Raw genomic sequence first — 26465 nt, 5'->3', positions numbered from 1 at the left:
AGCCGCCGCCACTTGTTGACGCCCCACCGGGGCGAGCGTTCAAGCTGCCGCTTGCACCACTCCTCAGCCAGCGCAGCCATTGGACCCAGTTCCTCGGGTACCAGCGGAGACCTCCTTTCCTCGTAGGAAGCCCCCTCGCGCGAACCCGGGAAAGACAAAGCACCAGCGCAGAGCAGACCGAAGGCAGGTCTGTAGTGCGGTGGTGCTTTCAGCGAGGCGATATGTGGAGTGTTTTATGCGACGGTGAACCGGTGAGCACGTCCAGGGGGCCTACCGCTGGGCCGGGTCCCTCCAGCGGAACGGCTTATCTGTTGTCGTTGTTTGCCCGGTGGTTCCCCTGTGCTCGAATCTGTCGCGGCCGGTAGCTCGCTGTTGTGAACGTCTTTCCGCCCTGTCGCGGACGGAGCCCTTGCTCTTTCAGATGTACCACCCGGAGAACGTATTTAGCCAGGTCAGCGTTCCGCGCATGGCCCTTCTCGTGACCGTCCACCGTTGTTTGCTGGCGTTCACTGACGTCCATTGGCGTTCGCTGACGTATGTCTGCGTAGGGAGGAGGGGAAGTCAGATGTCACGCCGAGGTAAGGGCGTCAGTCCTCCCGCCAGACGGGTTCGAGCGCGTTCGGGTCGAAGTTGCCCCACGACCCCATGCCCTTGCCCACGGGATGGACGATGACGGCGTGGAACGCCTCCATCACCATCGCGCGCTTCGTGCCCATCGAGAGGCCGCCCTGGTCCTCGGGCAGGTACCAGCGCCGCCGTATGTCGGCTCCGTCAACGATGCGCCGAGCCCGCTTGCGCTCCTTGGCCGCCGTGTACGCCTGGCCCTCCCGCCGCAACTCGTTGATCCGCTGCTCAAGCGACGGGACGAGCATGAAGAACAGCTCGTTGCTGATCGTGCGCCCGTTCCACTGCCGCGTGAGTTCCGCGAGCTGTTCCTTCTTGTCCTTCAGCTCTTGCTCACCGGCCCACGGGACGTCCTCCACGTCCGCGTCGGGGGACTCGTCGAGCTTCGCCAAAACCAGCTCAGATATGAACACGTCCACCCGGTCACCGCGCCGCCCGACGCCCCCGCATCCGCCGTCGCTCGGAGCGGGACAGACGTAGAGGTGAACCCCTCCGCGTGCCGGCCGAACCCGCAGGGGCGCGTTGCAGATGCCGGTCCCATCAGCCTTGGGCTTGCCGCACCGGAGGATGCCCGACAGGAGATAGCGGTGCTCCCGCTGATCGAAGCGCATGCCCAGGGCCGCGTACTGATCGGCCTTGTCCCGAGAGGTCCGCTCGAAGGCGGCCCGCACGGCAAGCAGTTCCTCGGGTGTGATCAAGGCTTCCCACTTGCCCATCACCGGGTTGCCGTCCGCGTCGCGGACCAGCTCGCCGTTGATCTCCCGCCACCCGCAGAGCCGAGGGCTGGACAGGGTGGCCCGCAGGGAACGGCGTGACCACTCGTTCCCCCGCGTCGTACGCACCCCGAGTTGCTGCCACTTCATCACGATCGCGCGCAGAGAGCCCCCGGCGATGATGGCGTCTACCGCCTCACGCAGCAGCGGCCCTTCTTCGGGATGAATGGTGACGCGATCGGCCAGCCAGCCGAACGGACGAGGGCCGCCCACCGGTACGCCCTGCTCGGCCCGCGCCCGGTGAGAGCGACGCATGCGCCGCTGCATCTTCCGTACTTCCATCTTCGAGATCACGGCCCCGAACAGGCCCATGCTCTCGGTGTCCTCGCTGTAGAGGTCCTTCGGCCCGCGTGCGTCGGCGAAGACCCGCCCGTCGCGGTAGGTGAAGGCTTCCACGAAGCGTTCGTAGTCGCCGGGACGGCGTGCCAGCCGGTCCTCAGCGACGATCACCACACCTTCTATGGGTGTCCCGTCCGCGAGGCGTCCGGCGCGGAGCGCCTTGACCATCGCCTCGAAGGCGTCGCGTACGACGTTGGCCTTGGCGGCGGACTTGTCGTTGTCGGTGAACTCGTGGACGATCGTCCAGCCGAGCCGCCCGGCGGTCTCCCGGTTGACCTTGTGCTGATCCTGTACGCCGTGCTCGTCTCCACGGCCGTCGGACGAGATGCGCGCGTACGAGACGACAGGGGCAACCTCTGCCATGGGGGCCTCCTCGAAGTTTGCACTCCAAGGAAGGTTCTAACCATAGATGCCCCACTGGATGAAGTAGGCCAGCCGCTTGTAGCGGTCTCCGCCGCCGGTGGTGGCCTGGGCCGCTGACGGCGCTAATCCGGCCGCCAGGGTGGCGGCGACCGCCACGGCGAGGGTCCTTCTCATGAGCACGCCGGCCTCCCGAGCGCTTTTTATAGGAAAGTTTCCTGTAAATTGCCGCGATCGTAGACCGGGGTGATCAGGGCGTCAATGGCAGCGCCCGGAGTGCGGCGGGCCGGCGCCTCGCGCGCGACCACGGCGTCGTACGCACCCAGTTCGGGCGCTGCCATGCGAGCGGTGACGGGGTCACGGATGCATGAGAAGCAGGGGGTCGCAGGTGTCGGTTCCCACCAGCTTGGGGTTGTTCGGGTCCCGTACGGCCTTCTCGCTGTTGACGATGTAGTAGCCGCCGGCGGGCCGAGGTATCACGATCAGCGTCTGGTACTGCATGATCGCTTGGGCCTTGGCCGTCGTCCCTCCGTGTCCGAGGGCGCGGACCAGCATGCTCCTGAGCATGGCGAAGAGGTTGTCGTGCGTGAATCCCGGCCAGACGAGCACGCGATAGGTGTGCGGGATGATTCCGAGCTTCTCGCTGAAGCCCCGGACCGACACGCGCGAGTCCGCCCAGTTCGCCACGGTTCTGGCGGCCAGGTTGTCCTGGGCGGCGAGGTCGTGCCAGGACTCCCAGCGCGCCCGCGCCATATGGATGTGCAGCTGGTCGAAATCTCTGGCCTGCTTCGAATTGATCCCCAACGCCACCGGGGTGGGAACCACGGTGGGAGGCTGGGTGGCGTAGTAGTCGGCGGCGCTCCAGTAATTCGGTGCGCTGCTGTCGCAGATCCACGGACACTCGATGCCGTTGACCCGCTCGGTGGGGACGAGGATGTAGTTGACGTACTTCTTCTTGCTCTTGGCGCCGCCCATCACCACGTAGTCGGCGTGGTTCTGCAGGCAGGTGTTGTTGCTGTGACACTTCTGGCTGTGCTGCCAGAGAAAGTCAGAGTCGGTGGTCTTGCCGCATTTCTTGGGATCGGGGCCCTTGGCGCATGTCGACGAAGCCGCGGCCAGCGCATGTTCGGCGCCGGCGAGAATGCCCGCGCCCGTGAGTATGGTGGCGCCCGCCAGGCTGGAGAACTGGATGAACCGGCGCCGCGTCAGCTCGCTCGCCTCGTCGTTTTCATGCATGACTACCCCCGACAACCCGCATCTGTTGCTATTTGCCGCGATCTTCGCGCGCCTTGTGGTTCAGGCCCGTACGCGAGACCGGAAACGGCGTCGTCAATGAAAGATCGACGCGCTCGGCGAGGTTGATCCCCTCTCCGGCGGCCGCTAAAAGCCCCTGGCGCAGGCTTGATTTTCCATAGGAAAGATCGGAACACTTGCGCGGGCGCCGCGAGAACCGCCTGGTGTGTGGCGATCTGATCCGGAAATACAATGATTTGTCGTGGCGGCCGGGCGAGTGGCCCATGAAGAGATACTGCGGCACTGCATATTGTGTTGAATGTGGGCGAGTGTGGAAAACGATTCCGGTAGTGATACCGGATCGGGGCGTCGAGGGCAGGGGGCGAGTGGCGGCAGACTGGAGAGCGTGCCTTCAGTGCTTCCCGACGGCGATCCCGTCCCCCCGAGCGGCGAGCTGCCGTCCGAGGCCCTCGACGGGCTCGGCTCCCGTCCGTTCGGCTTCTACGTCCACGTGCCGTTCTGCGCGACACGCTGCGGCTACTGCGACTTCAACACCTACACGGCGGCCGAGCTGGGGCCCGGCGCCGCGCAGCGCGACTACGCCGCCACCGCGGTCGAGGAGATACGGCTGGCCCGGCGCGTACTGGGAGACGCCGCGCCGCCCGTGGAGACCGTCTTCTTCGGCGGCGGCACGCCGACCCTGCTGCCCGCCGCCGACCTCGTACGGATCCTGGACGCCATCGGCGAGGAGTTCGGCCTGCGGCCCGGCGCCGAGGTGACGACCGAGGCCAACCCCGAGTCCGTCGATCCGGCCTACCTGAAGGAGCTGCGGGCGGGCGGGTTCACCCGGATGAGCTTCGGCATGCAGAGCGCGGGCGAGCACGTCCTCGCCGTCCTCGACCGGCGGCACACCCCCGGCCGGCCCGCCGAGGCCGTACGGGAGGCCCGCGACGCCGGGTTCGAGCACGTCAACCTCGACCTGATCTACGGCACGCCGGGGGAGAGCGACGACGACTGGAGGGCCTCCCTGGAGGCCGCGCTGGCCGCCGGGCCCGACCACGTCTCGGCGTACTCCCTGATCGTCGAGGACGGCACCCGGCTCGCCGCACGCATCCGGCGCGGCGAGCTGCCGATGCCGAACGACGACGTGGCGGCCGACCGCTACCTGATCGCCGAGGAGATGCTGACGGCCGCGGGCCTGAGCTGGTACGAGATCTCCAACTGGGCGGCGGGAGACGAGGCGCGCTGCCGCCACAACCTGCTCTACTGGACCGGCGGCGACTGGTGGGGGGCCGGGCCGGGGGCGCACAGCCACGTCGGCGGCACCCGCTGGTGGAACGTCAAGCATCCGGCGGCGTACGCCGCCCGGCTGGCGGCCGGGACCTCGCCCGCGCACGCCCGCGAGGTGCTGTCGGCGGAGGACAGGGCCGTCGAAAGAGTCATGCTGGAGCTGCGCCTCGCCTCGGGTCTCCCGCTGGCCGACCTCGCCCCCCAGGCGCGTACGGCGTGCGCGCGGGCGCTGGCGGACGGACTGCTGGAGGTGGAGGCGTTCAAGGCCGGCCAGGCCGTGCTCACACTGCGCGGCAGGCTGCTCGCCGACGCGGTGGTCCGGGACCTCACCCCTTAGATCCGGGACCTCACCCCTTAGACAGGGGCGGTGACAAAGTCGATCAGCTCTTCCACGCGGCCGAGGAGCTCGGGCTCCAGGTCGGCGTAGGTCGTGACCCGGCCCAGGATGTGCCGCCACGCCTCCTGGGGGTCCATCCGCCACCCGAGGGCGGCGATCACGCCCTCCTTCCAGGGCACGCCGCGTGGCACGTCCGGCCAGGCGGGGATGCCGAGCGCCCGGGGCTTGACCGCCTGCCAGATGTCCACGAACGGATGCCCGACGACGAGCACGTCGTCCCCGGACACCCGGGCGGCGATGCGGCTCTCCTTCGAGCCCGGCACCAGGTGGTCGACGAGCACGCCGAGCCGCCTGCCCGGCTCGGGGCCGAAGTCCTCGACGATGGCCGGGAGGTCGTCCACGCCTTCGAGGAACTCGACGACGACCCCCTCCACCCGCAGGTCGTGTCCCCAGATCCTCTCCACCAGCGAGGCGTCGTGGACGCCCTCGACGTAGATGCGGCTCCCCTTGGCGACCTGCGCGCGCAGGCCCTCGACCGCGATCGACCCGGAGGCGCTCCGCAGCGGCCCCTTCGGGCCGGCCTGGGGGCGCACCAGCGTCACCGGCTTGCCTTCCAGGAGGAATCCGGCGGGCGTCAGCGGGAACACCCGCCTTTGGCCGAACCGGTCCTCCAGCGTCACGGCCTCCTTGTCGCAGGCCACCACGGCGCCGCAGAAGCGGCCCTCGGCGTCCTCCACCACGAGGCCGGGCTCGGCCGGGACCTCGGGGATCTGCCCCCGCCGTGGCCGCCGCCAGTCTCCGGAAAGCACGTCCCGCCCGTACATGCGGGGAACGCTAGCAAATCACGCCCAGCGACGGCGGGCCGCGGAGCGGCGCGCGAGCACGACGATCGTCACGATCAGCGCGGCCAGGAAGCCGACGGTGGGCAGCGCGAGCAGCGCGACGGCGCCGCCCGCCAGCAGGCCGGCCGCGCCGGTGAGCTGCCTGCCGACGCCGAACCGCACGCCGTCGCCTTCGCAGGCGAGCGGGTAGGCGCCTGTTTCCGGGACGGCGGCCTCGAACAGCAGCTCCCAGGTCGTTCCGTCCAGCGTGACGGTCTGGGAGACCGCCGGGCGGGTCAGCCGTACCCTCGGGTCGGAGCCGTCGCCGAGGCGGCAGCGGACGTCGGTGGGCTGGTCGACCGCCGCGTAGATCGCCGGCCTGTCCGCGGGATCGAGGGTGACGTTCACCGACTGCCCGCCGGAGAAGACCGTGGCAGGCGCGGCATCGCCGAGTGCGGAGAGCAGGCCGCCCGCGAACCCGCCGACACCCGCGACCAGCAGGACGGCGAAGAGCACCCAGGAGAGGAAGACCCACAGCAGCCGGGGCCGGATCGGCCGGGGACCGGCGTACGGCGGGGGAAAGGGATGCGGCAGCCGCAGGGTCGCGCCGGGCGGTGCCGGGGGCATCATGGGGCGGGGAACCCGCATGGTCGCCTCGGCCGGCGGGGGGCTCTGGTTCTCGTGCATGGGGTGAAGAGTCGGCCATGCGGCTTGCGGTCGATTTGCAGCCGGCTTGTCCCTGCCCCCTTCGCGTTATCGCACCAGGTGGGGTGGTAGCCGTACACTTGGCACTCGGGAACACAGAGTGCCAGAGTCGGTGTTTCCAGGCACAGGGAGGTGACACATTGCTCGACGACCGCAAGCTCGCCGTCCTGCGGGCCATCGTCGAGGACTACGTGTCCACCAACGAGCCGGTGGGGTCCAAGGCCCTGGCGGACAGGCACAACCTCGGCGTCTCTCCGGCGACGATCCGCAACGACATGGCGGCGCTGGAGGAGCAGGGCTACATCACCCAGCCGCACACCAGTGCCGGAAGGGTGCCGACGGACAAGGGATATCGGCTGTTCGTCGACCGGCTGTCGCAGATCAAGCCGCTGTCGGGTGCCGAGCGCAGGGCCATCGAGACCTTCCTGGCCGGGGCCGTGGACCTCGACGAGATCGTCATGCGTACGGTGCGGCTGCTCGCGCAGCTCACCCGGCAGGTCGCGGTGGTGCAGTATCCCTCGCTCACCAGGTCGTCGGTCCGCCATGTGGAGATCGTCCCGCTCGCGGAGCGCCGGGTCATGCTGGTGCTGATCACGAACACCGGGCGGGTCGAGCAGCGTGTGGTCGATCTGCCCGAGGACATCGCCGACGACCGGATCGCGAATCTGCGGGCCGTGCTCAACGCGTGCCTGGACGGCTGCGGCCTGTCCCAGGTGCCGGAGACCGTGGCCGACATTCCCGACCATCTGCCCCCCGAGGACAGGCCGGTGGCGGCCACGATCCTCTCCGTGCTCCTTGAGACGCTCGTGGAGCGGCACGAGGAGAAGATCGTCTTCGGTGGCACGGCCAACCTGGCCGCCGCCGACTTCAGCATCGGCCTGCGGGACGTGCTGGAGGCGCTGGAGGAGCAGGTCGTCCTCATCCGCCTGCTGGGAGAGACCGGCGGGCTTTCCGAACTGACCGTCCGCATCGGATCCGAGAACCCCTACAGCGGGCTCCGCGGCACATCTATCGTGGCCGCCGGATACGGTTCGGGCGACAGAGAACTGGCCCGGCTCGGAGTGCTGGGCCCGACACGAATGGACTATCCGGTGACGATGGGTGCGGTGCGCGCGGTGGCGCGTTACGTCGGCCAGATCCTGGCGGGGTCATAAGTGTCCAACGACTACTACGCGACCCTTGGCGTACGGCGCGACGCCAGCCAGGAAGAAATCAAGAAGGCATACCGCCGTCTTGCCCGTGAGCTGCACCCGGACGTCAACCCCGATCCGGAGACCCAGGAGCGGTTCAAGGAGATCAACCAGGCGTACGAGGTGCTGTCCGACGCGGGCAAGCGCCGCATGTACGACATGGGCGCCGACCCGTTCGGCGGCGGCGGAGCGGGGGCCGGGGCCGGCGGCTTCGGCGCGGGCTTCCCGTTCAGCGACATCATGGACGCCTTCTTCGGCTCTGCGGGCGCCGCCCGGGGGCCCCGATCCCGTGCCCGCCGGGGCCGCAACGCCACCATCAGGGTCGAGCTCGACCTGGCGGAGGCGGCCTTCGGCACGACCCGCGAGATCGTGGTCGACACGGCCGTGGTCTGCGAGGTCTGCCAGGGCTCCGGGGCGGCGGCCGGCACGCACCCCGACACCTGCGACATGTGCCACGGGCGCGGCGAGGTGTCGCAGGTGACCCGTTCGTTCCTCGGCCAGGTCATGACCTCGCGTCCCTGCCCCCAGTGCGGGGGGTACGGCAGCGTCATCCGGCACCCCTGCATGGAGTGCTCGGGCGAGGGACGGGTGCGGACCCGGCGCACGATCAAGGTCAGGATCCCGGCCGGCGTCGAGGACGGCACGCACATCCAGCTCGCCGGCGAAGGCGAGGTCGGCCCCGGCGGCGGGCCTCCCGGCGACCTGTTCCTGGAGATCGTCGAGCGGGCGCACCAGATCTTCGAGCGGCGCGGCGACGACCTGCACTGCACGGTGGCCATCCCGATGACGGCCGCCGCGCTCGGCACGTCGCTCACGATCGAGACCCTCGACGGAGCGGAGGAGATCGACATCCGGCCCGGCACCCAGGCCGGCCAGGTCATCCCCCTGTACGGCAAGGGCGTCCAGCGGCTCAACGAGACCGGCAGGGGCGACCTGCTGATCCACGTGAACGTCGAGACGCCGAGCAAGCTCGACCCGCAGCAGGAGGAACTGCTGCGCGAGCTGGCGAAGCTGCGCGGCGAGGAGCGCGCGGCCGGCAAGTTCTCCCCGGGCCAGCAGGGCTTCTTCTCCCGCCTGCGCGACGCCTTCAACGGCCGCTGAGCTGATCGCATGACTGTTCCCGTGTTCCTGTCGGACGCGGCCGGCCAGACGGGTGACACGGTCGTCCTCGACGGGCCCGAGGGGCGGCACGCCGCCGCCGTACGCCGCCTGCGGCCGGGGGAGCGGCTCGACCTGACCGACGGCGCGGGGCGGGTGGCCGAGTGCACGGTCACGGCGGCGGGGAAGGACTCGCTGACCGCCGAGGTGCTGCGCTGCTACGAGGTCGCGCCGCCCCGGCCGAGGCTGGTGGTCGTCCAGGGCCTGCCCAAGGGCGACCGGGGCGAGCTCGCGGTCGAGATGATGACCGAGGCCGGGGTCGACGTGATCGTCCCCTGGGCCGCGTCCCGGTGCGTGACCCAGTGGAAGGGCGACAGGGCCGCCAAGGCCCTCGCCCGCTGGCGTGCCACGGCCCGCGAGGCGGCCAAGCAGGCCCGGCGCTTCCACCTGCCCGAGGTGACCGAGCAGGGCACGACCGCGGCGGTCGCCTCGCTCGTCTCGGCGGCGGCGCTCGCGGTCGTCCTGCACGAGGAGGCCGCCGAGCCGCTGAGCCGCCTGCCCCTGCCGGAGGAGCCGGGCGACATCGTGATGGTCGTCGGCCCGGAGGGCGGCGTCACCGACGAGGAGATCGCCACGTTGCGGGCCGCGGGAGCCACGCCGGCCCTGCTGGGACCGACGGTGCTGCGCACCTCGACGGCGGGCGTGGCCGCGGCGGCCGTCCTGCTGTCCCGCTGCGGCCGCTGGTGACATCCGGCCTCGGCTCATAACCCGGCCGCGGCTGACAGAGCCGTCCCGTCACCTCGGAGGCCGGGGCCGGCCTGTCCACCGGGCCGCGGACCCCCGGCCGGCGACCAGGGGGCCGGGTCAGGGCGAGGTCGAGGGCGACGGGGACGCCGCTTCGGGCGTCGCCGCCTCCGCAGGAGCCGCCGTGCTCGGGGTGACCGGGGGCGCGGACGTCTTGCGCGGAGGCGACGACGGGTGGCGCGAGGCCGACGGCCTCACCACAGGCGTCTCCTGCGTCACCGACGGGGGCGAGCACGTCGGCGGGAGGGCCGTGTCGGGCTCGATCACCCCGGGCTGGAGGGTGGGCGTGACACAGGGATCGGACGGCGACGGCGACGGCCTGGTGGTCGCCCCCGTCTTGGGCGTGGGGGTCGGGCTGGGCCGTTCGCGGGACGGGCTCGGGGTGACGGGCACGATCACGACCGGCCGCGAGGGCTCCGCCGGGTTCGGCGGCCGGGTCACCGACGAGGTGTCCCTGTTGTCCTCACGTTCGTCGCCGGCGTTGGAGATGCCCGTCGACTGCGCCACCTGGTCGCGCAGGCCGGGGACGATCATCACGACCGCGCCCGCCACGAGCACGGCCCCGGCGGCGGCCGCTCCGACGCGCCGCCACAGCAGGTGCCGCAGGCCGCGCAGACCGCGCTGGTCGATCCGCCCGCGGATGATTTCGAGTCCATCGGGAGACGGCACGACCGAGTCCGCCTCCGCGCGCAGGGCACGGCGGAGCAGCTCGCCGTACTCGTCGTCGGGAGGGAAGGTCATGAGAACTGCTCCAGTGCCATCCGTAGTGCGGCCATGCCGCGGGCCGTGTGACTCTTCACGGCGCCCTTGCTGATCCCCATCGCGTGGGCGATCTCGGCTTCCGACAGGTCGCCGTAGTATCGCAGCACCAGCGCCTCGCGCTGCCGGGTGGGTAAGCCGCGGAGCGCCTCGATGACGGCCGAGCGCTCCAGTTCACCGATCGCGCCGTTCTCCGCGCTGGGCGCGTCGGGCAGCCCCTTGGGCGCGTACTTCTCGACGACCGCTCGGTGCCGCAGCACGGAACGCGATCGGTTCACGACCGATTGGCGAAGGTAGGCCAGTGCCTTGTCGGTGTCCCTCAGCCTGCGCCAGGCGCCATGAAGGGCGACGAACGCATCCTGAACGACCTCTTCGGCGCTGGCCACGTCACGCACCAGCAGCACGGCGAGACGCACCAGTGACCGATAGTGAGCGCTGTAGAGCGCCGTCACGGCCATGTCGGCATCCCACCCGACGGGCACCGTTCCCAACGACCTGTCGGCCACGAGGGTCTCGGTGGTCACATCAATAGGACGCTCGTCATCCTCGGGGGGTTTACGTTCTTCCGAATCATGAGGGGGCATGGCCCAGCGGTGTCCTCGCCCGACACTAGGGGGGTTTTCTGGTGCAGTCTCGCACACTCACCCTAGCCCGGGGGATCATTGCAGTCATCAACTACCGTCAACGGTTAGGCTTTCGCGCGTGAGCGACTGCCTCTTCTGCAAGATCGTGGCCAAGGAGGTCCCGGCGGACATCGTCCTGGAGACCGGGCGGGCGCTGGCCTTCCGCGACATCAACCCGCAGGCCCCCACCCACGTCCTCGTCGTGCCCCGGGCCCACCACGAGAACGCCGCCGCGCTGGCGGCGGCCGACGACGGCCTGGCCGACGACCTGCTCAAGGCCTGCCACACGGTGGCCGTGCAGGAGGGCGTGGCCGAGAGCGGCTACCGGATCGTGTTCAACACCGGCGAGGGGGCCGGGCAGACGGTCTTCCACGTCCACGCGCACGTCCTCGGCGGCCGGGGCCTCGCCTGGCCCCCCGGCTGAGCGGCTAAAGTGGGGAGGGAGCTAGGGAGGCGATCAGGGCCGCAAAGGCCGCCCATGTCCGAGTCACAGCACATGCACAAGACCCAGGCCAAGGTAGTCATCCCCGAGGGGCAGCCGATGGTCAGCCTCCTCGGGTCGGGTGACGAGTTGCTACGGGTCATCGAGCGCGCCTTCAGCGCCGACATCCACGTGCGGGGCAACGAAATCACGATCACCGGCAGTCCGGAGGAGAGCGGCGTCGTCGTACGCCTCTTCGAGGAGCTGGTGGAGCTGGTCGGCTCTGGTGCCGAGTTGTCCCCCGACGCGGTCGAGCGCAGCATCCACATGCTGCGGCAGGCCACTGACCGTCCGGCCGAGGTTCTGTCCCTGGACATCCTGTCCACGCGGGGCCGCACCATCCGCCCCAAGACGGTGAACCAGAAGCGGTACGTCGACGCGATCGACAGGCACACGGTCGTCTTCGGCATCGGCCCCGCCGGCACCGGCAAGACCTACCTGGCGATGGCGAAGGCCGTGAAGGCCCTCCAGAACAAGCGGGTCAACCGGATCATCCTCACCCGCCCCGCCGTCGAGGCGGGGGAGCGGCTGGGCTTCCTGCCCGGCACGCTCTACGAGAAGATCGACCCCTATCTGCGGCCGCTGTACGACGCGCTGCACGACATGCTGGACCCCGAGTCCATCCCGCGCCTGATGTCGGCGGGGACGATCGAGGTCGCGCCGCTCGCGTACATGCGCGGACGCACGCTCAACGACGCCTTCATCATCCTGGACGAGGCGCAGAACACCTCGCCCGAGCAGATGAAGATGTTCCTGACCAGGCTCGGGTTCAACTCGAAGATCGTGGTCACCGGTGACGTGACCCAGATCGACCTGCCCGGCGGCCAGGAGAGCGGCCTGAAGGTCGTCCAGCAGATCCTCGAGGGCATCGAGGACATCCATTTCAGCAGATTGACCAGCGCCGACGTCGTACGGCACAAGCTGGTGAGCGACATCGTCGACGCCTACGGCCGGTACGACGCCGCGATGGCGTCGGAGCCGCGCGCGATCAACAAGCGGCCGCGGAACAACCGGCGGTGAGCGCGACCATGACGGGTGAGGAGACCCCGTGAGCATCGAGGTGGCCAACGAGTCCGGCATCGCGGTCGACGAGTCGGCGCTGGTCGAGCTCGCCGGGCACGTCCTCGGCCGGATGGGGATCAACCCGCTGGCCGAGCTGTCGATCCTGGTGATCGACGAGGCGGCGATGGCCGAGCTGCACGAGCAGTGGATGGGGGAGCCGGGGCCGACCGACGTGCTGGCCTTCCCCATGGACGAGCTGCGGCCCAACGTCGGCGGCCGGGACGAGGACGACGCGTCCCCCGACCCGGCGCTGCTCGGCGACGTGGTGCTGTGCCCCCAGGTGGCCGCGAAGCAGGCCGCCGAGGCCGGGCACAGCGCGCAGGACGAGCTCGAGCTGCTGTGCACGCACGGCATCCTGCACCTGCTCGGCTACGACCACGCCGAGCCGGAGGAGCACGCGGAGATGTTCGGGCTGCAGGACGAGCTGCTCGGCGCGTGGCGGGAGGTGCGGCGTAAGCCGTGAACGACGGCTGGCTGCTCTCCGCCGTCGTGCTCATCGTGGCCGGCGGTCTGCTGGCGAGTGCGGAGACGGCGCTGACCCGCATCTCCAGGGTGCGCGCGGAGGAGTTCGTCAAGGAGGGCAGGCGCGGCGCGGTGCGGCTGCAGGCGATCGTCGCCGACCCGCCGCGCTACCTCAACCTGGTGCTTCTGCTCCGCCTGAGCTGTGAGCTCGTGGCGACGGTGATCACGACGCTGCTGTTCATCGACTGGCTCGGCGACCGGGGGCAGGCGTACGCCCTGGCGGCCGTGGTGATGATCCTGGTGAGCTACGTCATCGTCGGGGTCATGCCGCGCACGCTCGGCCGCCAGCACGCCGAGGTGGTGGCGCTGGCGAGCGCGCCCATCGTGTATGGCCTGACCCGCATCTTCGGGCCGCTGCCCGAGCTGCTGATCCTGCTGGGCAACGCGCTGACTCCGGGCAAGGGCTTCCGCGAGGGCCCGTTCACCTCGGAGGCCGAGCTGCGCGACCTCGTCGACCTGGCCGAGCAGCGCAGGGTGATCGAGCCCGACGAGCGCGAGATGATCCACTCGGTCTTCGAGCTCGGCGACACGCTGGTGCGCGAGGTCATGGTGCCGCGCACCGACATGGTCTTCATCGAGCGCGGCAAGACGCTGCACCAGGCGCTCTCGCTGGCCCTGCGCAGCGGGTTCTCCCGCATCCCGGTGATGGGGGAGAACGAGGACGACGTGGTGGGCATCGCCTACCTCAAGGACATCGTCCGCCGCATCCAGGACACCGGTGACGGCGGGACGCGGGTGGACGAGCTCATGCGCCCCGCGACGTACGTGCCGGAGAGCAAGCCGATCGACGAGCTGCTGCGTGAGATGCAGGCGCGGCAGATCCACCTCGCCATCGTCATCGACGAGTACGGCGGCACCGCGGGCCTCGTCACCATCGAGGACGTCATCGAGGAGATCGTCGGTGAGATCGCCGACGAGTACGACCAGGAGGCCCCGCGGGTCGAATGGCTGGACGACGGGGCGGTGCGGGTGACCGCGCGGCTCCCGGTCGACGAGCTCGGCGAGCTGTTCGACCGCGAGATCGAGGTCGACGACGTCGACACGGTCGGCGGCCTGCTGGCGCACGCCCTGGGCCGGGTGCCGATCGCGGGCTCGGAGGCGGTGGTCGGCGGCCTGCGCCTGACGGCCGAGAACCTGGCGGGACGCCGCAACCGGATCAGCACGGTCGTCGTGCGCCGCGAGGAGCCCGCGACGGGCGACGAGGTCGTGGCCGCCGGCGCCGACCACGAGTGAGGCGCCGCCGACCAGGAGCGACCCGGCGCGGCCACGGGTGACCCGTCACCACCTGGGGCTGCAAGCGTCTTTCAACCGATCTGCAAGCGCGCGCGGCCATCGTTGTCGCAGGCGCTCAGAAGGGGTTCGGGGCGTCTCATTGGGGAGTCCGGCGCGCCGGGAGGGGGTTCGCGGCGCACCGGAGCCTCCCCTGGGGGATCCGTAATCGGTGCGGGGCTCTCACCCGGTTCAGGGTGGGAGCCCCGCATTCGTTCCCGCGCCGTTCTGTATTGATTACGCAATGTGATTACCCGCTCGCGGTCCGGGGAAGGAAAACCTCCGGCAAAGCGGGGAGGCGGGTATGCGCATCGTCCACGCGGCCGTCGCGGGCTGCCTGGTCCTGGCCACCGGTGCCTGCGGCACGGGCGGGGTTACCCACGCCCCCGTCCGGGTGCCTCACAAGGCGGAGGTCAGGCGCCCGCCGACGGTGCTCGGCCGGATGGACGGCCTTCCCGAGGGGTTCTTCAGCCACGCGCGGGCGCCCTGGCGTCCGCCGTTCCGTCCCCGCGCCCGCGCGTGCCGCCTGCTGTTCGACGCGGCGGCGGGCAGACCCCCGCGCGAAGGGCTGAGCGGCACGACCGCCGCCACCTACCAGGGCGCGCACGCGGGCGAACTCGCGGGAGTCGGCGTCGCCGTCTACGACGGCGGTGAGGCGGCCGGGCATCTCGCCGCGCTCCGCGACGCCCTCTCCCACTGTGCGACGGCCGACGACGGCACCCCGTACGACCGCCTGACCGGGCGGACGCCGCTGCCCGGCATCGGCGGGCCGGACGCCGCGGGCCGGGCCCTGTCCGGAAAGGTCGGCGGCTACCCCTACCGTATGCACGTGGTCGTCGCCCGCTCCGGCCACACGCTGATCGCCCTCGTGCACGCCGGTCTGGCCGCGCCCGACCCCGCCCGAACGGCCGAACTGACACGGCTGCTCGTCCGCGAGGTCGGTACGCTTGACACGTGACACAGACGCTGGACCCCGAGGACAACAAGATCATTACGCTGGCCAGGTCGGCACGGGCGCGCGGCGGCACCCCCGAGGGCGCCGCGGTGCGCGACGAGACCGGCCGGACGTACGCCGCGACCACGGTGGCGCTGCCCTCGCTCCGGCTCTCGGCCCTCCAGGCGGCCGTGGCCATGGCCGTGTCCAGCGGGGCGAAGTCCCTGGAGGCGGCGGCGATCGTCACCGAGGCCGGCGACCCGGCGGAGCAGGACGTGGCCGTCGTCGAGGACATGGGCAACGGCACGCTGTTCCTGGCCGCGCCCGACGGTTCCCTGAAAGGCCGGTACATCTGACGTGGACGCCGAATCGAGCGGTTTCCGTGCGGGCTTCGCCTGCTTCGTCGGCAGGCCCAACGTCGGCAAGTCCACGCTGATGAACGCCCTGGTCGGCACCAAGGTGGCGATCACCTCGTCCAAGCCGCAGACCACGCGGCGGGCCATCCGCGGCATCGTCCACCGGCCGGACGCCCAGCTCGTGATCGTGGACACCCCCGGGTTCCACCGTCCCCGCACGCTCCTGGGCGAGCGGCTGGACAGCCTGGTGCTGTCCACACTGACCGAGGTCGACGTGATCGGGTTCTGCGTGCCGGCCAACGAGCCGATCGGCAAGGGCGACCGGTTCATCGTCGACAAGCTCGCCGCCGTCAAGAAGACCCCGGTGGTGGCGGTCGTCACCAAGTGCGACCTCGCCACCCGCGAGCAGGTCGCGCACCAGCTTCTCGCGGTGTCCGCGCTGGCCGAGTTCGCGGAGATCGTCCCAGTGTCCGCGCAGGGCGGCGAGCAGCTCGACGTCCTCGCCGACGTGCTCGTCGAGCGGCTGCCGGAGTCGCCCCCGCTGTACGCCGGCGGAGAACTCACCGACGAGCCGGAGCAGACGCTGGTCGCCGAGCTGATCCGGGAGGCCGCGCTGGAGGGCGTGCGCGACGAGCTGCCCCACTCGATCGCGGTGGTCGTGGAGGAGATGCACCCCAGGGAGGGTCGTGACGACCTCCTCGACGTGTACGCCCACATGTTCGTCGAGCGGCCCTCGCAGAAGGCGATCGTGATCGGCCCGGGCGGCGCGCGGCTCAAGGACGTGGGCACCCGCGCCCGGCAGCAGATCGAGGCGCTGCTCGGCACCCGCGTCTACCTCGACCTCCGGGTGAAGATCGCCAAGGAGTGGCAGCGCGACCCCAAGCAGCTGCGGCGTCTCGGCTTCTACGACTGACGGCCGTTCACCGGCGGCGCACCAGCGCGGCGGCGGCCAGCACGGCCAGCGCGACCGAGGCCAGCAGGCCGGCGAACCAGCCGTACTGGATCGTCGGGTGCACCCGCAGCAGCCCGGAGACCTGGAAGTCGAGCCGGCCCAGGAGGTCGCGCGGGTCGGCGAGGAACATGGCCAGCGCGAAGGCGGCCACCGCGCCGGGCAGGATCGCCAGCCCGGTGAACAGCCAGTTTCGCGTCGCGCCGAGCACGCCGAGCAGCATCGCCGTGATCCCGGCGCCCAGCACGAACCAGCCGGCGCCCCCGTCCACGCCGCGCACGGCGTGCGTGAGCGACGTGTTGAGAATGCCGAACTCGGCGGTGAGGCCCGCCCACGGGAGTAGCGCGGTCACGGCCAGCGCGAACCCCGCGACGAACACGCCGGCGGCCCGCAGGACGCCGGCCGTGCTGGTGCCTCGCCGCGGACGGCCGGGGTGCTGCGTGGGTTCCGACACGATCACCAGGCTACGGCCCGAGGCCGCCGGTTTCAGCCCCCCGGCCGCGCGGCGGACGCCGCGGCCTGCTCGCCGTGCCGCAGCCGCTCCCGGAGCTGGACGGCGTCCGCGCCGAGCGCGCACACCTGCACGCCCGGACCGGCCAGCGGCAGCGCCGCCCAGCCGTCCCCCAGCACGGCCCGCCGCTCGCGCTTGACGTCCGGCACCGCGGGCGGCGCCCAGGCGGGCCCCGCGAGCAGGGCCGAGCCGACGCACCGGGCGTCCCCGTAGACGGCCGGGCTGCCGTCCAGCGCCTCCTCGCCGATCAGGAGGTCCTGGCGGAGCAGGGGCCGTCCGGCCACGGTGGCGTCGAACCGCGCGTGGCAGCGCCCCGGCCGTTCGCCGTGCCGCCCGAAGACGATCTCCTCCCGCCAGAAGACCGTGGCGTCCTCGGCGAGCGAGAGCCGTACGACGAGGCGGTGGGCGCATCCGGCGGCGAGGACGGTCGGCTCGGGGGAGAAGTGCAGGGTGGCGCCCGCGCCGACCCGCGCCCGCACGACCATGACCGAAGGGGTGTCGGCGAGACCCGGCAGCACCAGCGTGGCGCCCACTGAGCGGACCTCCAGCGAAGTGCCGGGGGCGACGTCCACGCCGAGGTCGAGGTGGTCGCCGCGCAGCGGTCCCGCGCCCGTCGAGACGAGGTGGACCCGCCGCGGGCCGGTCTGCCGCAGCGTCAGCGGGGGGTCGGACCGCAGCGTCTCCAGCCGGGTCCGGCCCCCGGTCGCGGCCTCCGTCCTGATCAGCGCACGCGCGGTGACGGCCGTCATGCCGGTCAGGACGCCGGGGCCTGCTGGGCGGCGTGGTGGTGGGGCTCGCCGTGCTCGTGCTGCCAGGCGCCGACCATGTGCGTCACCCACTCCGCCACGGCGTGCGCGCCCTTGTCCTCCCTGATCGACGTGAACAGCACCGGCCTGCCGTCCCGTACGGCCGCCGCGTCGCGGGACATCACGGTCAGGTCGGCGCCGACCATCGGCGCGAGGTCGGTCTTGTTGACGACGAGCAGGTCGGCCGAGGTCACCCCCGGCCCGCCCTTGCGCGGCACCTTGTCGCCGCCCGACACGTCGAGCACGAAGATCTGCCGGTCGGCCAGGCCCCGGCTGAACGTGGCGGTGAGGTTGTCGCCGCCGCTCTCGACGATCACGAGGTCGAGCGGCCCGAACCGCTCCTCCAGCGTCTCGACGGCGTCCAGGTTGGCCGCGATGTCGTCCCGGATTGCGGTATGCGGGCAGCAGCCGGTCTGCACGGCGAGGATCCGTTCGGGGTCGATGACGCCCGCGCGGCGGAGGAAGTCGGCGTCCTCGGTGGTGTAGATGTCGTTGGTCACGACACCGAGCCGCAGCGACGGCCCGAGGCTGCGGCACAGCGCCGCCACCAGGGCGGTCTTGCCGCTGCCGACCGGCCCGCCGATGCCGAGGCGGAGCGCCCGCCCGTGTGGCTCGGCCGTGTCGTGGAGATCGTCGTGGTGAGCGCCCATGTGGGTGTCTGCTCCTTCTCGTGCGATGGCCGGTGAGGATATGCCGGGGAGATGCCAGTAGGGGAGTCAGGAGACGAAGAGCTTCATCGGGTTGGTCAGGTGTCCCTCCGCCAGGAGGTCGAGCGCGGGTGCGCTGTGCCCCGGCAGCGCGTGCCAGCCCGTCGGCCCGGCCGCGTCGCCGGGTGACGCGCAGGCGGCGCTGGCCGCGCCCTCGATCGCGGGGGCGAGATCGGCGAGCAGGCGGTGAACGGTGACCGGGTCGAGGCCGAGGAGCCGCACGGCCGCCGTGGCCGGGCCGGTGACCGAGGTGTAGGCGGCCGTCAGCGCCGCCTGGCGAGGCGCGCAGCCCGCCGAGGCCCCGGCGGCGCCGAGCGCGACGGCATGGTGCGGTCCCTCCGGCACGGCCCGCGCGAGCGTGTCCAGGACGGCCGAGGGCCACAGCCGCCGGGCCGTGCGCAGCAGGAGCCGCCCCTGGGTGCGCGAGGCCTCCCGCTGGGCGGGTGAGGCGGCCCTGGCGTCGGCCTCGGCGTCCAGCCGCCGCCACAGCTCGGCGGCGGTTTCCGAGGCGGCCAGTTCGCAGGCGGCGGCGGCGAGGGCGGCGGTGACGAGGCCGGCGGTGGCGAGCCTGCCGCGCAGGAACCGCGCCAGGTCGCCGGTGCCGGTCACCGCGCCCCGCCGTACGGCCTCCTCCACGCCGCCCGAGTGGGCGTGCCCGCCCGCCGGGAGCCGGGAGTCGGCCAGCAGCAGCAGCGCCGCTTCCCCGTTCACGTCAGAAGAGGAAGTAGCGCTGCGCCATCGGCAGCGACTCGGCCGGGGCGGGCTCGATCAGCTCGCCGTCCACGCGTACGGCGAAGGTGTCGGGGTCCACCCGGATGTCGGGCAGGGCGTCGTTGAGCGGCATCGCGTCCTTGCGCCGGGCGCGTACGTCGGCCACGGGCACCAATCGTCTGCCCACGGCCAGGCGGTCGGGCAGGCCGTCCTCCAGGGCGAGCGGCGCGACGAAGTGCAGCGAGGTCGCGGCGGCGGTGACCGGGGCCGCGCCGAACATCGGCCGGGGGAGCACGGGCTGCGGCGTCGGGATCGACGCGTTCGCGTCGCCCATCTGGGCGTAGGCGATGACGCCGCCCTTCACGACGAGGTCGGGCTTGACCCCGAAGAAGGCCGGGCTCCACAGCACGAGGTCGGCGAGCTTGCCGGGCTCCACCGAGCCGATCTCCGCGTCCAGGCCGTGGGCGATCGCCGGGTTGATCGTGTATTTGGCGACGTAGCGGCGGGCGCGGAGGTTGTCGGCCGGGCCGTCGCCCGGCAGCGCGCCGCGGCGGCGCTTCATCACGTGCGCCGTCTGCCACGTACGGATGATCGTCTCGCCGACCCGGCCCATCGCCTGGGAGTCCGAGCCGATCATCGAGATCGCGCCCATGTCGTGCAGGACGTCCTCGGCCGCCATCGTCGTGGGCCGGATGCGCGACTCGGCGAACGCCAGGTCCTCCGGGATGGCGGGGTTGAGATGGTGGCACACCATGAGCATGTCCAGGTGCTCGTGGTGGGTGTTGACCGTGTGCGGCCGGGTCGGGTTCGTGGACGAGGGCAGCACGTTGGCGTGGGAGGCCACCGTGATGATGTCCGGGGCGTGGCCGCCTCCGGCGCCCTCGGTGTGGTAGGCGTGGATGGCCCGCCCGCCGATGGCCCGCAGGGTCGACTCCACGAACCCCGCCTCGTTCAGCGTGTCGGTGTGGATGGCCACCTGCACCCCGGTCGCGTCGCACACCCGCAGGCAGGCGTCGATGGCGGCGGGGGTGGTGCCCCAGTCTTCGTGCAGCTTGAAGCCCGACGCCCCGGCCCTGAGCTGTTCGAGCAGCCCCTCCTCACTGACCGTGTTGCCCTTGCCGAGCAGGGCGACGTTCACCGGGTAGGAGTCCAGCGACTCCAGCATCCGGCCGAGATACCAGGTGCCGGTCACGGTCGTGGCCTTCGTGCCCTCGGCGGGCCCGGTGCCGCCGCCGATGATCGTGGTCACCCCGGAGGCCAGCGCCTCGTCCAGGAGTTGCGGGCAGATCAGGTGGACGTGCGAGTCGACCGCGCCCGCCGTGACGATCTTGCCGTTGGCTGCGAGGATCTCGGTGGACGGGCCGATGACGAGGTCCGGGTGGACGCCGTCCATGGTGTCGGGGTTGCCGGCCTTGCCGATCGCGGTGATCCGGCCGTCGCGCACGCCGATGTCGGCCTTCACCACACCCCAGTGGTCGAGGATCACCGCGCCGGTGATGACCAGGTCCGCCGCGCCCTCGGCTCTCGTGGTGCGTGCCTGCCCCATCGACTCGCGGATGACCTTGCCGCCGCCGAACACGGCCTCGTCGCCCGCCCCGGCGGGGCCCATCGACAGGTCGTCGGTCACCTCGACGTACAGGTCGGTGTCGGCCAGGCGCACCCGGTCGCCGGTGGTCGGGCCGTACAGTGCGGCGTAGCGCGCGCGTTCGACGCTAGTCATCGGTCCTCCCGTCGAGAGGCCCGGCCCACTCGGGACGGAGGCCGGGTACGACACGGTTCCCCGCGAGCGGGACGAGCGTGACGTCGCGCTCCACCCCGGGCTCGAACCTGATCGCGGTGCCCGCCGGGATGTCGAGCCGGCTGCCCCAGGCCGCCTCGCGGTCGAACTCCAGGCCCGGGTTGGCGGCGGCGAAGTGGTAGTGCGAGCCCACCTGCACCGGCCGGTCGGCGGTGTTCACGACTCTCAGGGTGATCCGCTCCCTGCCCGGGTTCAGCGGCACGTCGCCGTCGCCGCACAGGATCTCGCCCGGCGCGCCCTCGAAGCCCGGCGTGCTCATGTGATCGGGTTGTGGACGGTGACGAGCTTGGTGCCGTCGGGGAAGGTCGCCTCGATCTGGACGGACTCCAGCATCTCGGGCACGCCCTCCATGACGTCCTCGCGCCGCAGGACCTTGCGGCCGGCGTCCATCAGGTCGGCGACGCTGCGGCCGTCGCGGGCGCCTTCCAGGAGGAAGGACGCGATGAGGGCCGTCGCCTCCGGATGGTTGAGGCGAAGGCCGCGCTCCTTGCGCTCGCGGGCCACGCCCGCGGCGACGTGGATGAGGAGCCGTTCCTGTTCGTGTGGAGTGAGCCGCATGGCGGGACGATAGGTACCCGCCGTTTCCCCCGCGTTACCCGTGCATTTCGTATGCGTATCCGGAAGGCGGTGAGCTCTCGCTAATGAGTTGTTAACTCCCGGGATTTCGGCGGGAAATACCGCGCGCCCACCTTGACGGCAGACGGATCAACTCGGGGGCCGCAGCGGCAAGGGAGAGGCAATTGCGGAACTCATTATGGCGTGCCGGAGCGGCTTTCGCTCTCGCGACCGCGACACTCGCGGCATGTGGCGGACAATCCTCCACAAATAGTACATCTGCTTCATCTGGTGGTTCTGACACCATAAAGGTCGGCATCCTGCACTCCCTCAGCGGCACGATGGCCATCAGCGAGGTCACGGTCAGGGACGCGGAACTGCTCGCGGTCGAGGAGATCAACGCCGCCGGCGGCGTGCTGGGCAAGAAGCTGGAGCCCGTCGTGGAGGACGGCGCGTCCGACTGGCCGACTTTCGCGGAGAAGGCCACCAAGCTCATCGCGCAGGACAAGGTCGCGACCGTATTCGGCGGGTGGACGTCGGCGAGCCGCAAGGCGATGCTCCCGGTCTTCGAGAAACGCAAGGCTCTGCTGTGGTATCCGGTCCAGTACGAGGGCCTGGAAAGCTCGCCGTACATCTTCTACACGGGCGCGACGACCAACCAGCAGATCGTCCCCGGGCTCGACTATCTGAAGGAGCAGGGCAAGAAGAAGCTGTTCCTGGTGGGCAGCGACTACGTCTTCCCGAGAACCGCGAACAAAATCATCAAGGCGTACGCCGCGGCGAACGGGATGGAGGTCCTCGGCGAGGAGTACACGCCGCTCGGGCACACCGAATACAGCACGCTCGTCAACAAGATCACCGAGGCGAAGCCGGACGCCGTCTTCAACACCCTGAACGGCGACAGCAACGTCGCGTTCTTCAAGCAGCTCAAGAGCACCGGGATCACCGCCGACCAGATGCCGGTCATGTCGGTGTCCGTGGCCGAGGAGGAGGTCAAGGGCATCGGGGTCGACAACGTCGCCGGGCAGCTCGTGGCCTGGAACTACTACCAGACGACCGACACCCCGGCGAACGAGAAGTTCGTCGCCGCGTTCAAGGCGAAGTACGGCGCGGACAAGGTGACCTCCGACCCGATGGAGGCCGGATACAACGCCGTCTACCTGTGGGCCGAGGCCGTGAAGAAGGCCGGCAGCACCGACGTGGAGGCCGTCAAGAAGGCCGCCGGCGGCGTGTCCCTCGACCGGCCCGAGGGCAAGGTCACGATCGACGGCGACAACCAGCACGTCTACAAGACCGCGCGCATCGGCGTCGTCCAGCCGGACGGGCAGATCAAGGAGGTGTGGAACTCCGGCGAGCCGATCAAGCCGGACCCCTACCTCAAGACGTACCCCTGGGCCGGCGGACTGGTCTGACGGCGACATGGAGGGAGTGCTCAACCAGCTGCCGATCGGGCTGTCGATCGGAGCGGTCCTGCTGCTCATCGCCCTCGGGCTGACGTTCACGTTCGGACAGATGGGCGTGATCAACATGGCCCACGGCGAGTTCATCATGGCGGGGGCCTACACGGCCTACCTGCTGCAGGGCGTGGGCTTCCTGATCGCCCTCCCGGCCGCCTTCGTGGTGGCCGGGGTCATGGGCCTGATCCTGGAGCGCACGCTGATCCGGCGCTTCTACGGCCGCCCGCTGGACACCCTGCTGCTCACCTGGGGCGTCAGCCTCATGCTCCAGCAACTGGCCCGTGACCTGTTCGGGGCGCCCAACGTGCAGGTCGCCTCGCCCGCCTGGCTGCGCGGCGGCATCGGGATCCTGCCGTACAACCGGCTGTTCATCATGGCGCTCGCCGCGGCGTCGGTGCTCGCGATCTGGGCGTACATGAACAGGACCGGGCAGGGGCGGCGCATGCGGGCCGTGATGCAGAACAGGAGGCTCGCGGCCACGAGCGGCATCGACACCGGGCGGGTCGACCAGCGGACGTTCTTCATCGGCTCGGGCCTGGCCGGGGTCGCGGGGGTCGCCCTCACGCTGATCGGGCCGGTCGGCCCGACGCTCGGCACCTACTACATCGTGGACGCGTTCCTCGTGGTCGTCGCGGGCGGCCTGGGACAGCTTCGCGGCGCGGTGCTGGCCGCGGCCGGCCTCGGCCTGCTGAACTCCTACGCCGAGTTCTGGAGCGACGCCAGCCTCGCCAAGGTGGTGGTCTTCGTGGCGATCATCGGCTTCCTGCAGATCCGGCCGCAGGGGCTGTTCTTCGTCCGATCGAGGGCGCTCACATGACGGCCCCGGTCGAGGGCGCCGACACGAGGGCGCCGATCGAGAGCGCCGACGCGGCCGTCCCGGACAAGGGCGCGGGCGCGACGGCGCCGGGCAGGCCCGTACGGCGGTGGCAGGGCGCGGCCGCCTTCACGGCGGTGGCGGTGCTCGCCCTGGTGGTGGCGCCGCTGCTGCTGGAGCCGTTCCGCCTCGGGCTGCTGGCCAAGTATCTGTGCTACGCGATCGTGGCGCTGGGCATCGGCCTCGCGTGGGGGCAGGGCGGCATGCTCACGCTCGGGCAGGGGGTGTTCTTCGGCCTCGGCGGCTACGCGATGGGCATGTATCTCAAGCTCAACGACGCCGGCGGGGACCTGCCCGACTTCATGGTCTGGAGCGGGGTGGAAGAGCTGCCGGCGCTGTGGAAGCCGTTCGGCAACCCGGTCTTCGCGCTGACCATGGTCGTCGTGCTGCCGGTCGCGGTCGCGCTGCTGCTCGGCACGCTGGTCTTCCGCCAGCGCGTACGCGGGGCGTACTTCGCGATCCTCACCCAGGCGCTGGCGGCGGCGCTGGTGATCCTGCTGGTCGGGCAGCAGGGGCTGACCGGCGGCACGAACGGCCTGACCAACTTCTTCGACTTCTTCGGCCGCGATGTGGCGGCCGACGAGACCCAGCGGGGCCTCTATCTGCTCGTGGCGGTCGTGCTCGGGGTGCTCTATCTGGGCGCCAGGCAACTCGTCCGCAGCCGGTTCGGGCGGCTGCTGCTGGCCGTCAGGGACGGCGAGGACCGGGTGCGCTTCCTCGGGTACAACCCGGCGACGGTGAAGACGCTGACCTTCGCGGTCTCGGCGGGCATGGCCGGCATCGCGGGGGCGCTGTTCGTGCCCGTGGTCGGCATCATCTCGCCGGCCCTGCTCGGGGTCGTCCCCTCGCTCGAACTCGTCGTCGCGGTGGCCGTCGGCGGCAGGTTCGCGCTGGCCGGCGCGGTGCTGGGCGCGGTCGTCATGGGATATGCGCGCACGTACTTCAGCGAGGAACTGCCGGACGCCTGGCTCTATCTGCAGGGCGCCCTGTTCGTGCTCGTCATGACGCTGGCGCCCAAGGGCATCGCGGGCCTTGCCGCCGGTCTCGTACGGAGAAGGGAGGCACGGGCGTGACCGACACGCTGCTGGAAATCCGGTCTCTGGAGGTCGCCTTCGGCGGCTTCCGGGCGATCGACGGCGTCGACCTGACCGTCGGCCGGGGCGAGCTGCGGTTTCTGATCGGCCCGAACGGCGCCGGGAAGACCACCCTCATCGACGTGATCACGGGCCTGACCAAACCCACCGGGGGCTCGGTGCGGTTCGAGGGGCACGATCTCGTGGGGCGCAGGGAGCACGAGATCGTGCGGCTCGGCGTGGGCCGCACCTTCCAGACCTCCGTGGTCTTCGAGGAGCTCACCGTGCTGGAGAACCTCGACCTGGCCGCGTCGTTCCGGCGCCCGCTGTGGTCGCTGCTACGCCGCAGGCGCGTGGTGTCGGAGGAGGTCACGGCGGCGCTGGAGACGACCGGCCTGGCCGCGCTGGCGGGTAGCAAGGCCGGGGTGCTGTCGCACGGGCAGCGGCAGTGGCTGGAGATCGGCATGCTGATCGTCCAGCGGCCCCGGCTGCTGCTGCTCGACGAGCCGGTCGCCGGCATGTCCTCGGGTGAGCGCGAGCGCACCGGTGAACTGCTCACCGAGGTCGCCCGCGACCACACCGTGATCGTGGTCGAGCACGACATGGACTTCCTGCGCCGCTACGCCTCCCAGGTGACCGTGCTGCACGAGGGCAAGGTGCTGACGGAGGGCTCGGTCGACCAGGTGCGGGCCGACCCGCGCGTGCAGGAGATCTACCTGGGACGGGCGCGGGAGGGGGCCGAGGATGCTGTCCGTTGAGGGACTGGACTCGGGGTACGGACGGGCACGGGTGCTCTTCGGCGTCTCGCTCGAGGTGCCCGCCGGCCGCCTCGTCTGCGTGATGGGCCGCAACGGGGTCGGCAAGACGACCCTGCTCGACACCGTCATGGGCGTGCTCCCGGCGACCGGCGGGAAGGTGACGTTCGAGGGAAGGGACGTCACCCGGCTGCGCCCCGACCAGCGCGTACGGCTCGGCATGGGCTACGTGCCGCAGGGGCACGACACGTTTCCCCAGCTCAGCGTGATGGAAAACCTCATGGTCACGCTGGAGGCGTCCGCCCACCGGGACCGGGCGGCGCTGGAGGAGGCCCTGGAGGTCTTCCCCCGGCTCAAGCCGCTGCTCAAACGGCCGGCGGGCTTCCTGTCGGGCGGTCAGCAGCAGCAGCTCGCGATGGCGCGGGCCCTGGTCACCCGGCCGAAGCTGCTGATCCTGGACGAGCCCACCGAGGGCATCCAGCCGTCGATCATCCTGGAGATCGAGGAGGCCGTCGAACGCCTGCACGCGAGCGGTCTCGCGATCCTGCTGGTGGAGCAGTATCTGGACCTCGCGCTGCGGCTGGCCGACGGGTTCGTGATCCTCGACGCCGGACGCGTGGTCAGGTCCGGCCCGGCACAGGAGCTCCAGGACGAGGAGGTCCACCGGCTGTTGTCCGTCTGAGCCCCGC

Annotated in this window: 31 protein-coding genes; 16 read left to right on the top strand and 15 right to left on the bottom strand. The window is 71.0% G+C overall.

Going from position 1 to position 26465, the window contains the following annotated elements:
• Positions 1-587: 587 nt before the first annotated feature.
• The 4 genes from FLX08_RS33670 to FLX08_RS33660 all read right to left on the bottom strand — a co-directional run bounded on the left by FLX08_RS33670 (position 588) and on the right by FLX08_RS33660 (position 3633).
• Entirely contained in the window at positions 588-2099 is a 1512-nt protein-coding gene (locus tag FLX08_RS33670) for a recombinase family protein (RefSeq protein ID WP_142624297.1), read from the bottom strand.
• Between the two features lie 36 nt (positions 2100-2135).
• Entirely contained in the window at positions 2136-2279 is a 144-nt protein-coding gene (locus FLX08_RS40960; RefSeq protein WP_167530671.1) for a hypothetical protein, read from the bottom strand.
• A 174-nt stretch (positions 2280-2453) separates the two neighbouring features.
• Positions 2454-3332, bottom strand: coding sequence for a CDP-diacylglycerol diphosphatase (locus tag FLX08_RS33665; RefSeq protein WP_142624296.1), 879 nt, complete (start codon positions 3330-3332; stop codon positions 2454-2456).
• Positions 3333-3360: 28 nt separating this feature from the next.
• Positions 3361-3633, bottom strand: a complete 273-nt coding sequence (locus tag FLX08_RS33660) for a hypothetical protein (protein ID WP_142624295.1) — start codon at positions 3631-3633, stop codon at positions 3361-3363.
• Between the two features lie 102 nt (positions 3634-3735).
• On the opposite strand from FLX08_RS33660, the gene hemW reads away from it, so the two are divergent.
• On the top strand, positions 3736-4956 hold the full coding sequence (hemW, locus tag FLX08_RS33655; RefSeq protein WP_142624294.1) for a radical SAM family heme chaperone HemW: 1221 nt from the start codon (positions 3736-3738) through the stop codon (positions 4954-4956).
• Positions 4957-4973: 17 nt separating this feature from the next.
• Here hemW and FLX08_RS33650 read toward each other — a convergent pair whose 3' ends face one another.
• Together FLX08_RS33650 and FLX08_RS33645 are read right to left on the bottom strand one after the other, a co-directional pair.
• Entirely contained in the window at positions 4974-5780 is an 807-nt protein-coding gene (locus FLX08_RS33650; RefSeq protein ID WP_142624293.1) for a DUF3097 domain-containing protein, read from the bottom strand.
• A gap of 18 nt (positions 5781-5798) precedes the next feature.
• Positions 5799-6464 carry a hypothetical protein gene (locus FLX08_RS33645; protein WP_142624292.1) on the bottom strand — a complete coding sequence of 222 codons (666 nt, stop codon included), beginning with the start codon at positions 6462-6464 and terminating at the stop codon, positions 5799-5801.
• 158 nt (positions 6465-6622) lie between these two features.
• On the opposite strand from FLX08_RS33645, the gene hrcA reads away from it, so the two are divergent.
• From hrcA to FLX08_RS33630, 3 genes are read left to right on the top strand one after another with little or no spacing between them, the layout of a single operon-like run.
• Positions 6623-7636 carry a heat-inducible transcriptional repressor HrcA gene (gene hrcA / locus FLX08_RS33640; protein ID WP_142624291.1) on the top strand — a complete coding sequence of 338 codons (1014 nt, stop codon included), beginning with the start codon at positions 6623-6625 and terminating at the stop codon, positions 7634-7636.
• Entirely contained in the window at positions 7637-8773 is a 1137-nt protein-coding gene (dnaJ, locus tag FLX08_RS33635) for a molecular chaperone DnaJ (RefSeq protein ID WP_142624290.1), read from the top strand.
• A gap of 9 nt (positions 8774-8782) precedes the next feature.
• Positions 8783-9517 carry a 16S rRNA (uracil(1498)-N(3))-methyltransferase gene (locus FLX08_RS33630; RefSeq protein ID WP_142624289.1) on the top strand — a complete coding sequence of 245 codons (735 nt, stop codon included), beginning with the start codon at positions 8783-8785 and terminating at the stop codon, positions 9515-9517.
• A 117-nt stretch (positions 9518-9634) separates the two neighbouring features.
• Here FLX08_RS33630 and FLX08_RS33625 read toward each other — a convergent pair whose 3' ends face one another.
• Positions 9635-10315 (bottom strand): hypothetical protein, encoded by a 681-nt coding sequence (locus FLX08_RS33625; RefSeq protein WP_142624288.1) that lies wholly within the window; start codon positions 10313-10315, stop codon positions 9635-9637.
• Entirely contained in the window at positions 10312-10791 is a 480-nt protein-coding gene (locus FLX08_RS33620; RefSeq protein WP_111697223.1) for a SigE family RNA polymerase sigma factor, read from the bottom strand. The genes FLX08_RS33625 and FLX08_RS33620 overlap by 4 nt, the downstream gene beginning before the upstream one ends.
• Before the next feature lie 244 nt (positions 10792-11035).
• Here FLX08_RS33620 and FLX08_RS33615 point away from each other — a divergent pair, with 244 nt between their 5' ends.
• The 7 genes from FLX08_RS33615 to era all read left to right on the top strand — a co-directional run bounded on the left by FLX08_RS33615 (position 11036) and on the right by era (position 16493).
• Positions 11036-11380 carry a histidine triad nucleotide-binding protein gene (locus FLX08_RS33615; protein ID WP_244313090.1) on the top strand — a complete coding sequence of 115 codons (345 nt, stop codon included), beginning with the start codon at positions 11036-11038 and terminating at the stop codon, positions 11378-11380.
• A 54-nt stretch (positions 11381-11434) separates the two neighbouring features.
• On the top strand, positions 11435-12457 hold the full coding sequence (locus tag FLX08_RS33610; RefSeq protein WP_142624286.1) for a PhoH family protein: 1023 nt from the start codon (positions 11435-11437) through the stop codon (positions 12455-12457).
• A 28-nt stretch (positions 12458-12485) separates the two neighbouring features.
• Positions 12486-12962 (top strand): rRNA maturation RNase YbeY, encoded by a 477-nt coding sequence (ybeY, locus tag FLX08_RS33605; RefSeq protein ID WP_142624285.1) that lies wholly within the window; start codon positions 12486-12488, stop codon positions 12960-12962.
• Positions 12959-14254, top strand: coding sequence for a hemolysin family protein (locus FLX08_RS33600; RefSeq protein WP_142624284.1), 1296 nt, complete (start codon positions 12959-12961; stop codon positions 14252-14254). The genes ybeY and FLX08_RS33600 overlap by 4 nt, the downstream gene beginning before the upstream one ends.
• Positions 14255-14594: 340 nt before the next feature.
• Positions 14595-15248 carry a hypothetical protein gene (locus FLX08_RS33595; RefSeq protein WP_142624283.1) on the top strand — a complete coding sequence of 218 codons (654 nt, stop codon included), beginning with the start codon at positions 14595-14597 and terminating at the stop codon, positions 15246-15248.
• On the top strand, positions 15245-15580 hold the full coding sequence (locus FLX08_RS33590; RefSeq protein WP_142624282.1) for a cytidine/deoxycytidylate deaminase family protein: 336 nt from the start codon (positions 15245-15247) through the stop codon (positions 15578-15580). The genes FLX08_RS33595 and FLX08_RS33590 overlap by 4 nt, the downstream gene beginning before the upstream one ends.
• A gap of 1 nt (position 15581) precedes the next feature.
• Positions 15582-16493, top strand: a complete 912-nt coding sequence (gene era / locus FLX08_RS33585) for a GTPase Era (protein ID WP_142624281.1) — start codon at positions 15582-15584, stop codon at positions 16491-16493.
• 7 nt (positions 16494-16500) lie between these two features.
• Here the strand turns inward: era and FLX08_RS33580 are convergent, their stop codons facing one another.
• From FLX08_RS33580 to FLX08_RS33550, 7 genes are all read right to left on the bottom strand, one after another.
• Positions 16501-16983: a hypothetical protein gene (locus FLX08_RS33580; protein WP_142624280.1), complete on the bottom strand. Its 483-nt coding sequence runs from the start codon at positions 16981-16983 to the stop codon at positions 16501-16503.
• A 32-nt stretch (positions 16984-17015) separates the two neighbouring features.
• Positions 17016-17789 (bottom strand): urease accessory protein UreD, encoded by a 774-nt coding sequence (locus tag FLX08_RS33575; protein WP_142624279.1) that lies wholly within the window; start codon positions 17787-17789, stop codon positions 17016-17018.
• Positions 17790-17794: 5 nt separating this feature from the next.
• Complete coding sequence (gene ureG, locus FLX08_RS33570; RefSeq protein ID WP_142624278.1) at positions 17795-18496, bottom strand: urease accessory protein UreG; 702 nt, start codon at positions 18494-18496, stop codon at positions 17795-17797.
• Positions 18497-18562: 66 nt separating this feature from the next.
• Positions 18563-19264: an urease accessory protein UreF gene (locus tag FLX08_RS33565; RefSeq protein ID WP_208761815.1), complete on the bottom strand. Its 702-nt coding sequence runs from the start codon at positions 19262-19264 to the stop codon at positions 18563-18565.
• A gap of 1 nt (position 19265) precedes the next feature.
• Positions 19266-20984, bottom strand: a complete 1719-nt coding sequence (locus FLX08_RS33560; RefSeq protein WP_142624277.1) for an urease subunit alpha — start codon at positions 20982-20984, stop codon at positions 19266-19268.
• Complete coding sequence (locus tag FLX08_RS33555) at positions 20977-21321, bottom strand: urease subunit beta (RefSeq protein ID WP_142624276.1); 345 nt, start codon at positions 21319-21321, stop codon at positions 20977-20979. Before FLX08_RS33555 ends, FLX08_RS33560 begins: the two co-directional genes overlap by 8 nt.
• A complete protein-coding gene (locus FLX08_RS33550) occupies positions 21318-21620 on the bottom strand; it encodes an urease subunit gamma (RefSeq protein ID WP_139579487.1) in 303 nt (100 codons plus the stop codon). Before FLX08_RS33550 ends, FLX08_RS33555 begins: the two co-directional genes overlap by 4 nt.
• A gap of 182 nt (positions 21621-21802) precedes the next feature.
• On the opposite strand from FLX08_RS33550, the gene urtA reads away from it, so the two are divergent.
• From urtA to urtE, 5 genes are read left to right on the top strand one after another with little or no spacing between them, the layout of a single operon-like run.
• Positions 21803-23029, top strand: coding sequence for an urea ABC transporter substrate-binding protein (gene urtA, locus FLX08_RS33545; protein ID WP_142624275.1), 1227 nt, complete (start codon positions 21803-21805; stop codon positions 23027-23029).
• A 7-nt stretch (positions 23030-23036) separates the two neighbouring features.
• Positions 23037-23891 carry an urea ABC transporter permease subunit UrtB gene (gene urtB / locus FLX08_RS33540; protein ID WP_142624274.1) on the top strand — a complete coding sequence of 285 codons (855 nt, stop codon included), beginning with the start codon at positions 23037-23039 and terminating at the stop codon, positions 23889-23891.
• Positions 23888-25021, top strand: a complete 1134-nt coding sequence (urtC, locus tag FLX08_RS33535) for an urea ABC transporter permease subunit UrtC (protein ID WP_142624273.1) — start codon at positions 23888-23890, stop codon at positions 25019-25021. Before urtB ends, urtC begins: the two co-directional genes overlap by 4 nt.
• A complete protein-coding gene (gene urtD, locus FLX08_RS33530) occupies positions 25018-25779 on the top strand; it encodes an urea ABC transporter ATP-binding protein UrtD (protein ID WP_142624272.1) in 762 nt (253 codons plus the stop codon). The genes urtC and urtD overlap by 4 nt, the downstream gene beginning before the upstream one ends.
• Positions 25766-26458 (top strand): urea ABC transporter ATP-binding subunit UrtE, encoded by a 693-nt coding sequence (urtE, locus tag FLX08_RS33525; RefSeq protein ID WP_142624271.1) that lies wholly within the window; start codon positions 25766-25768, stop codon positions 26456-26458. Before urtD ends, urtE begins: the two co-directional genes overlap by 14 nt.
• Positions 26459-26465: the final 7 nt, after the last annotated feature.

This window comes from Microbispora hainanensis (genome assembly GCF_006874475.1).
In the GTDB taxonomy this organism is placed as follows: Bacteria; Actinomycetota; Actinomycetes; order Streptosporangiales; family Streptosporangiaceae; genus Microbispora; species Microbispora hainanensis.
This window is presented reverse-complemented; position numbering and strand designations above follow the sequence as displayed.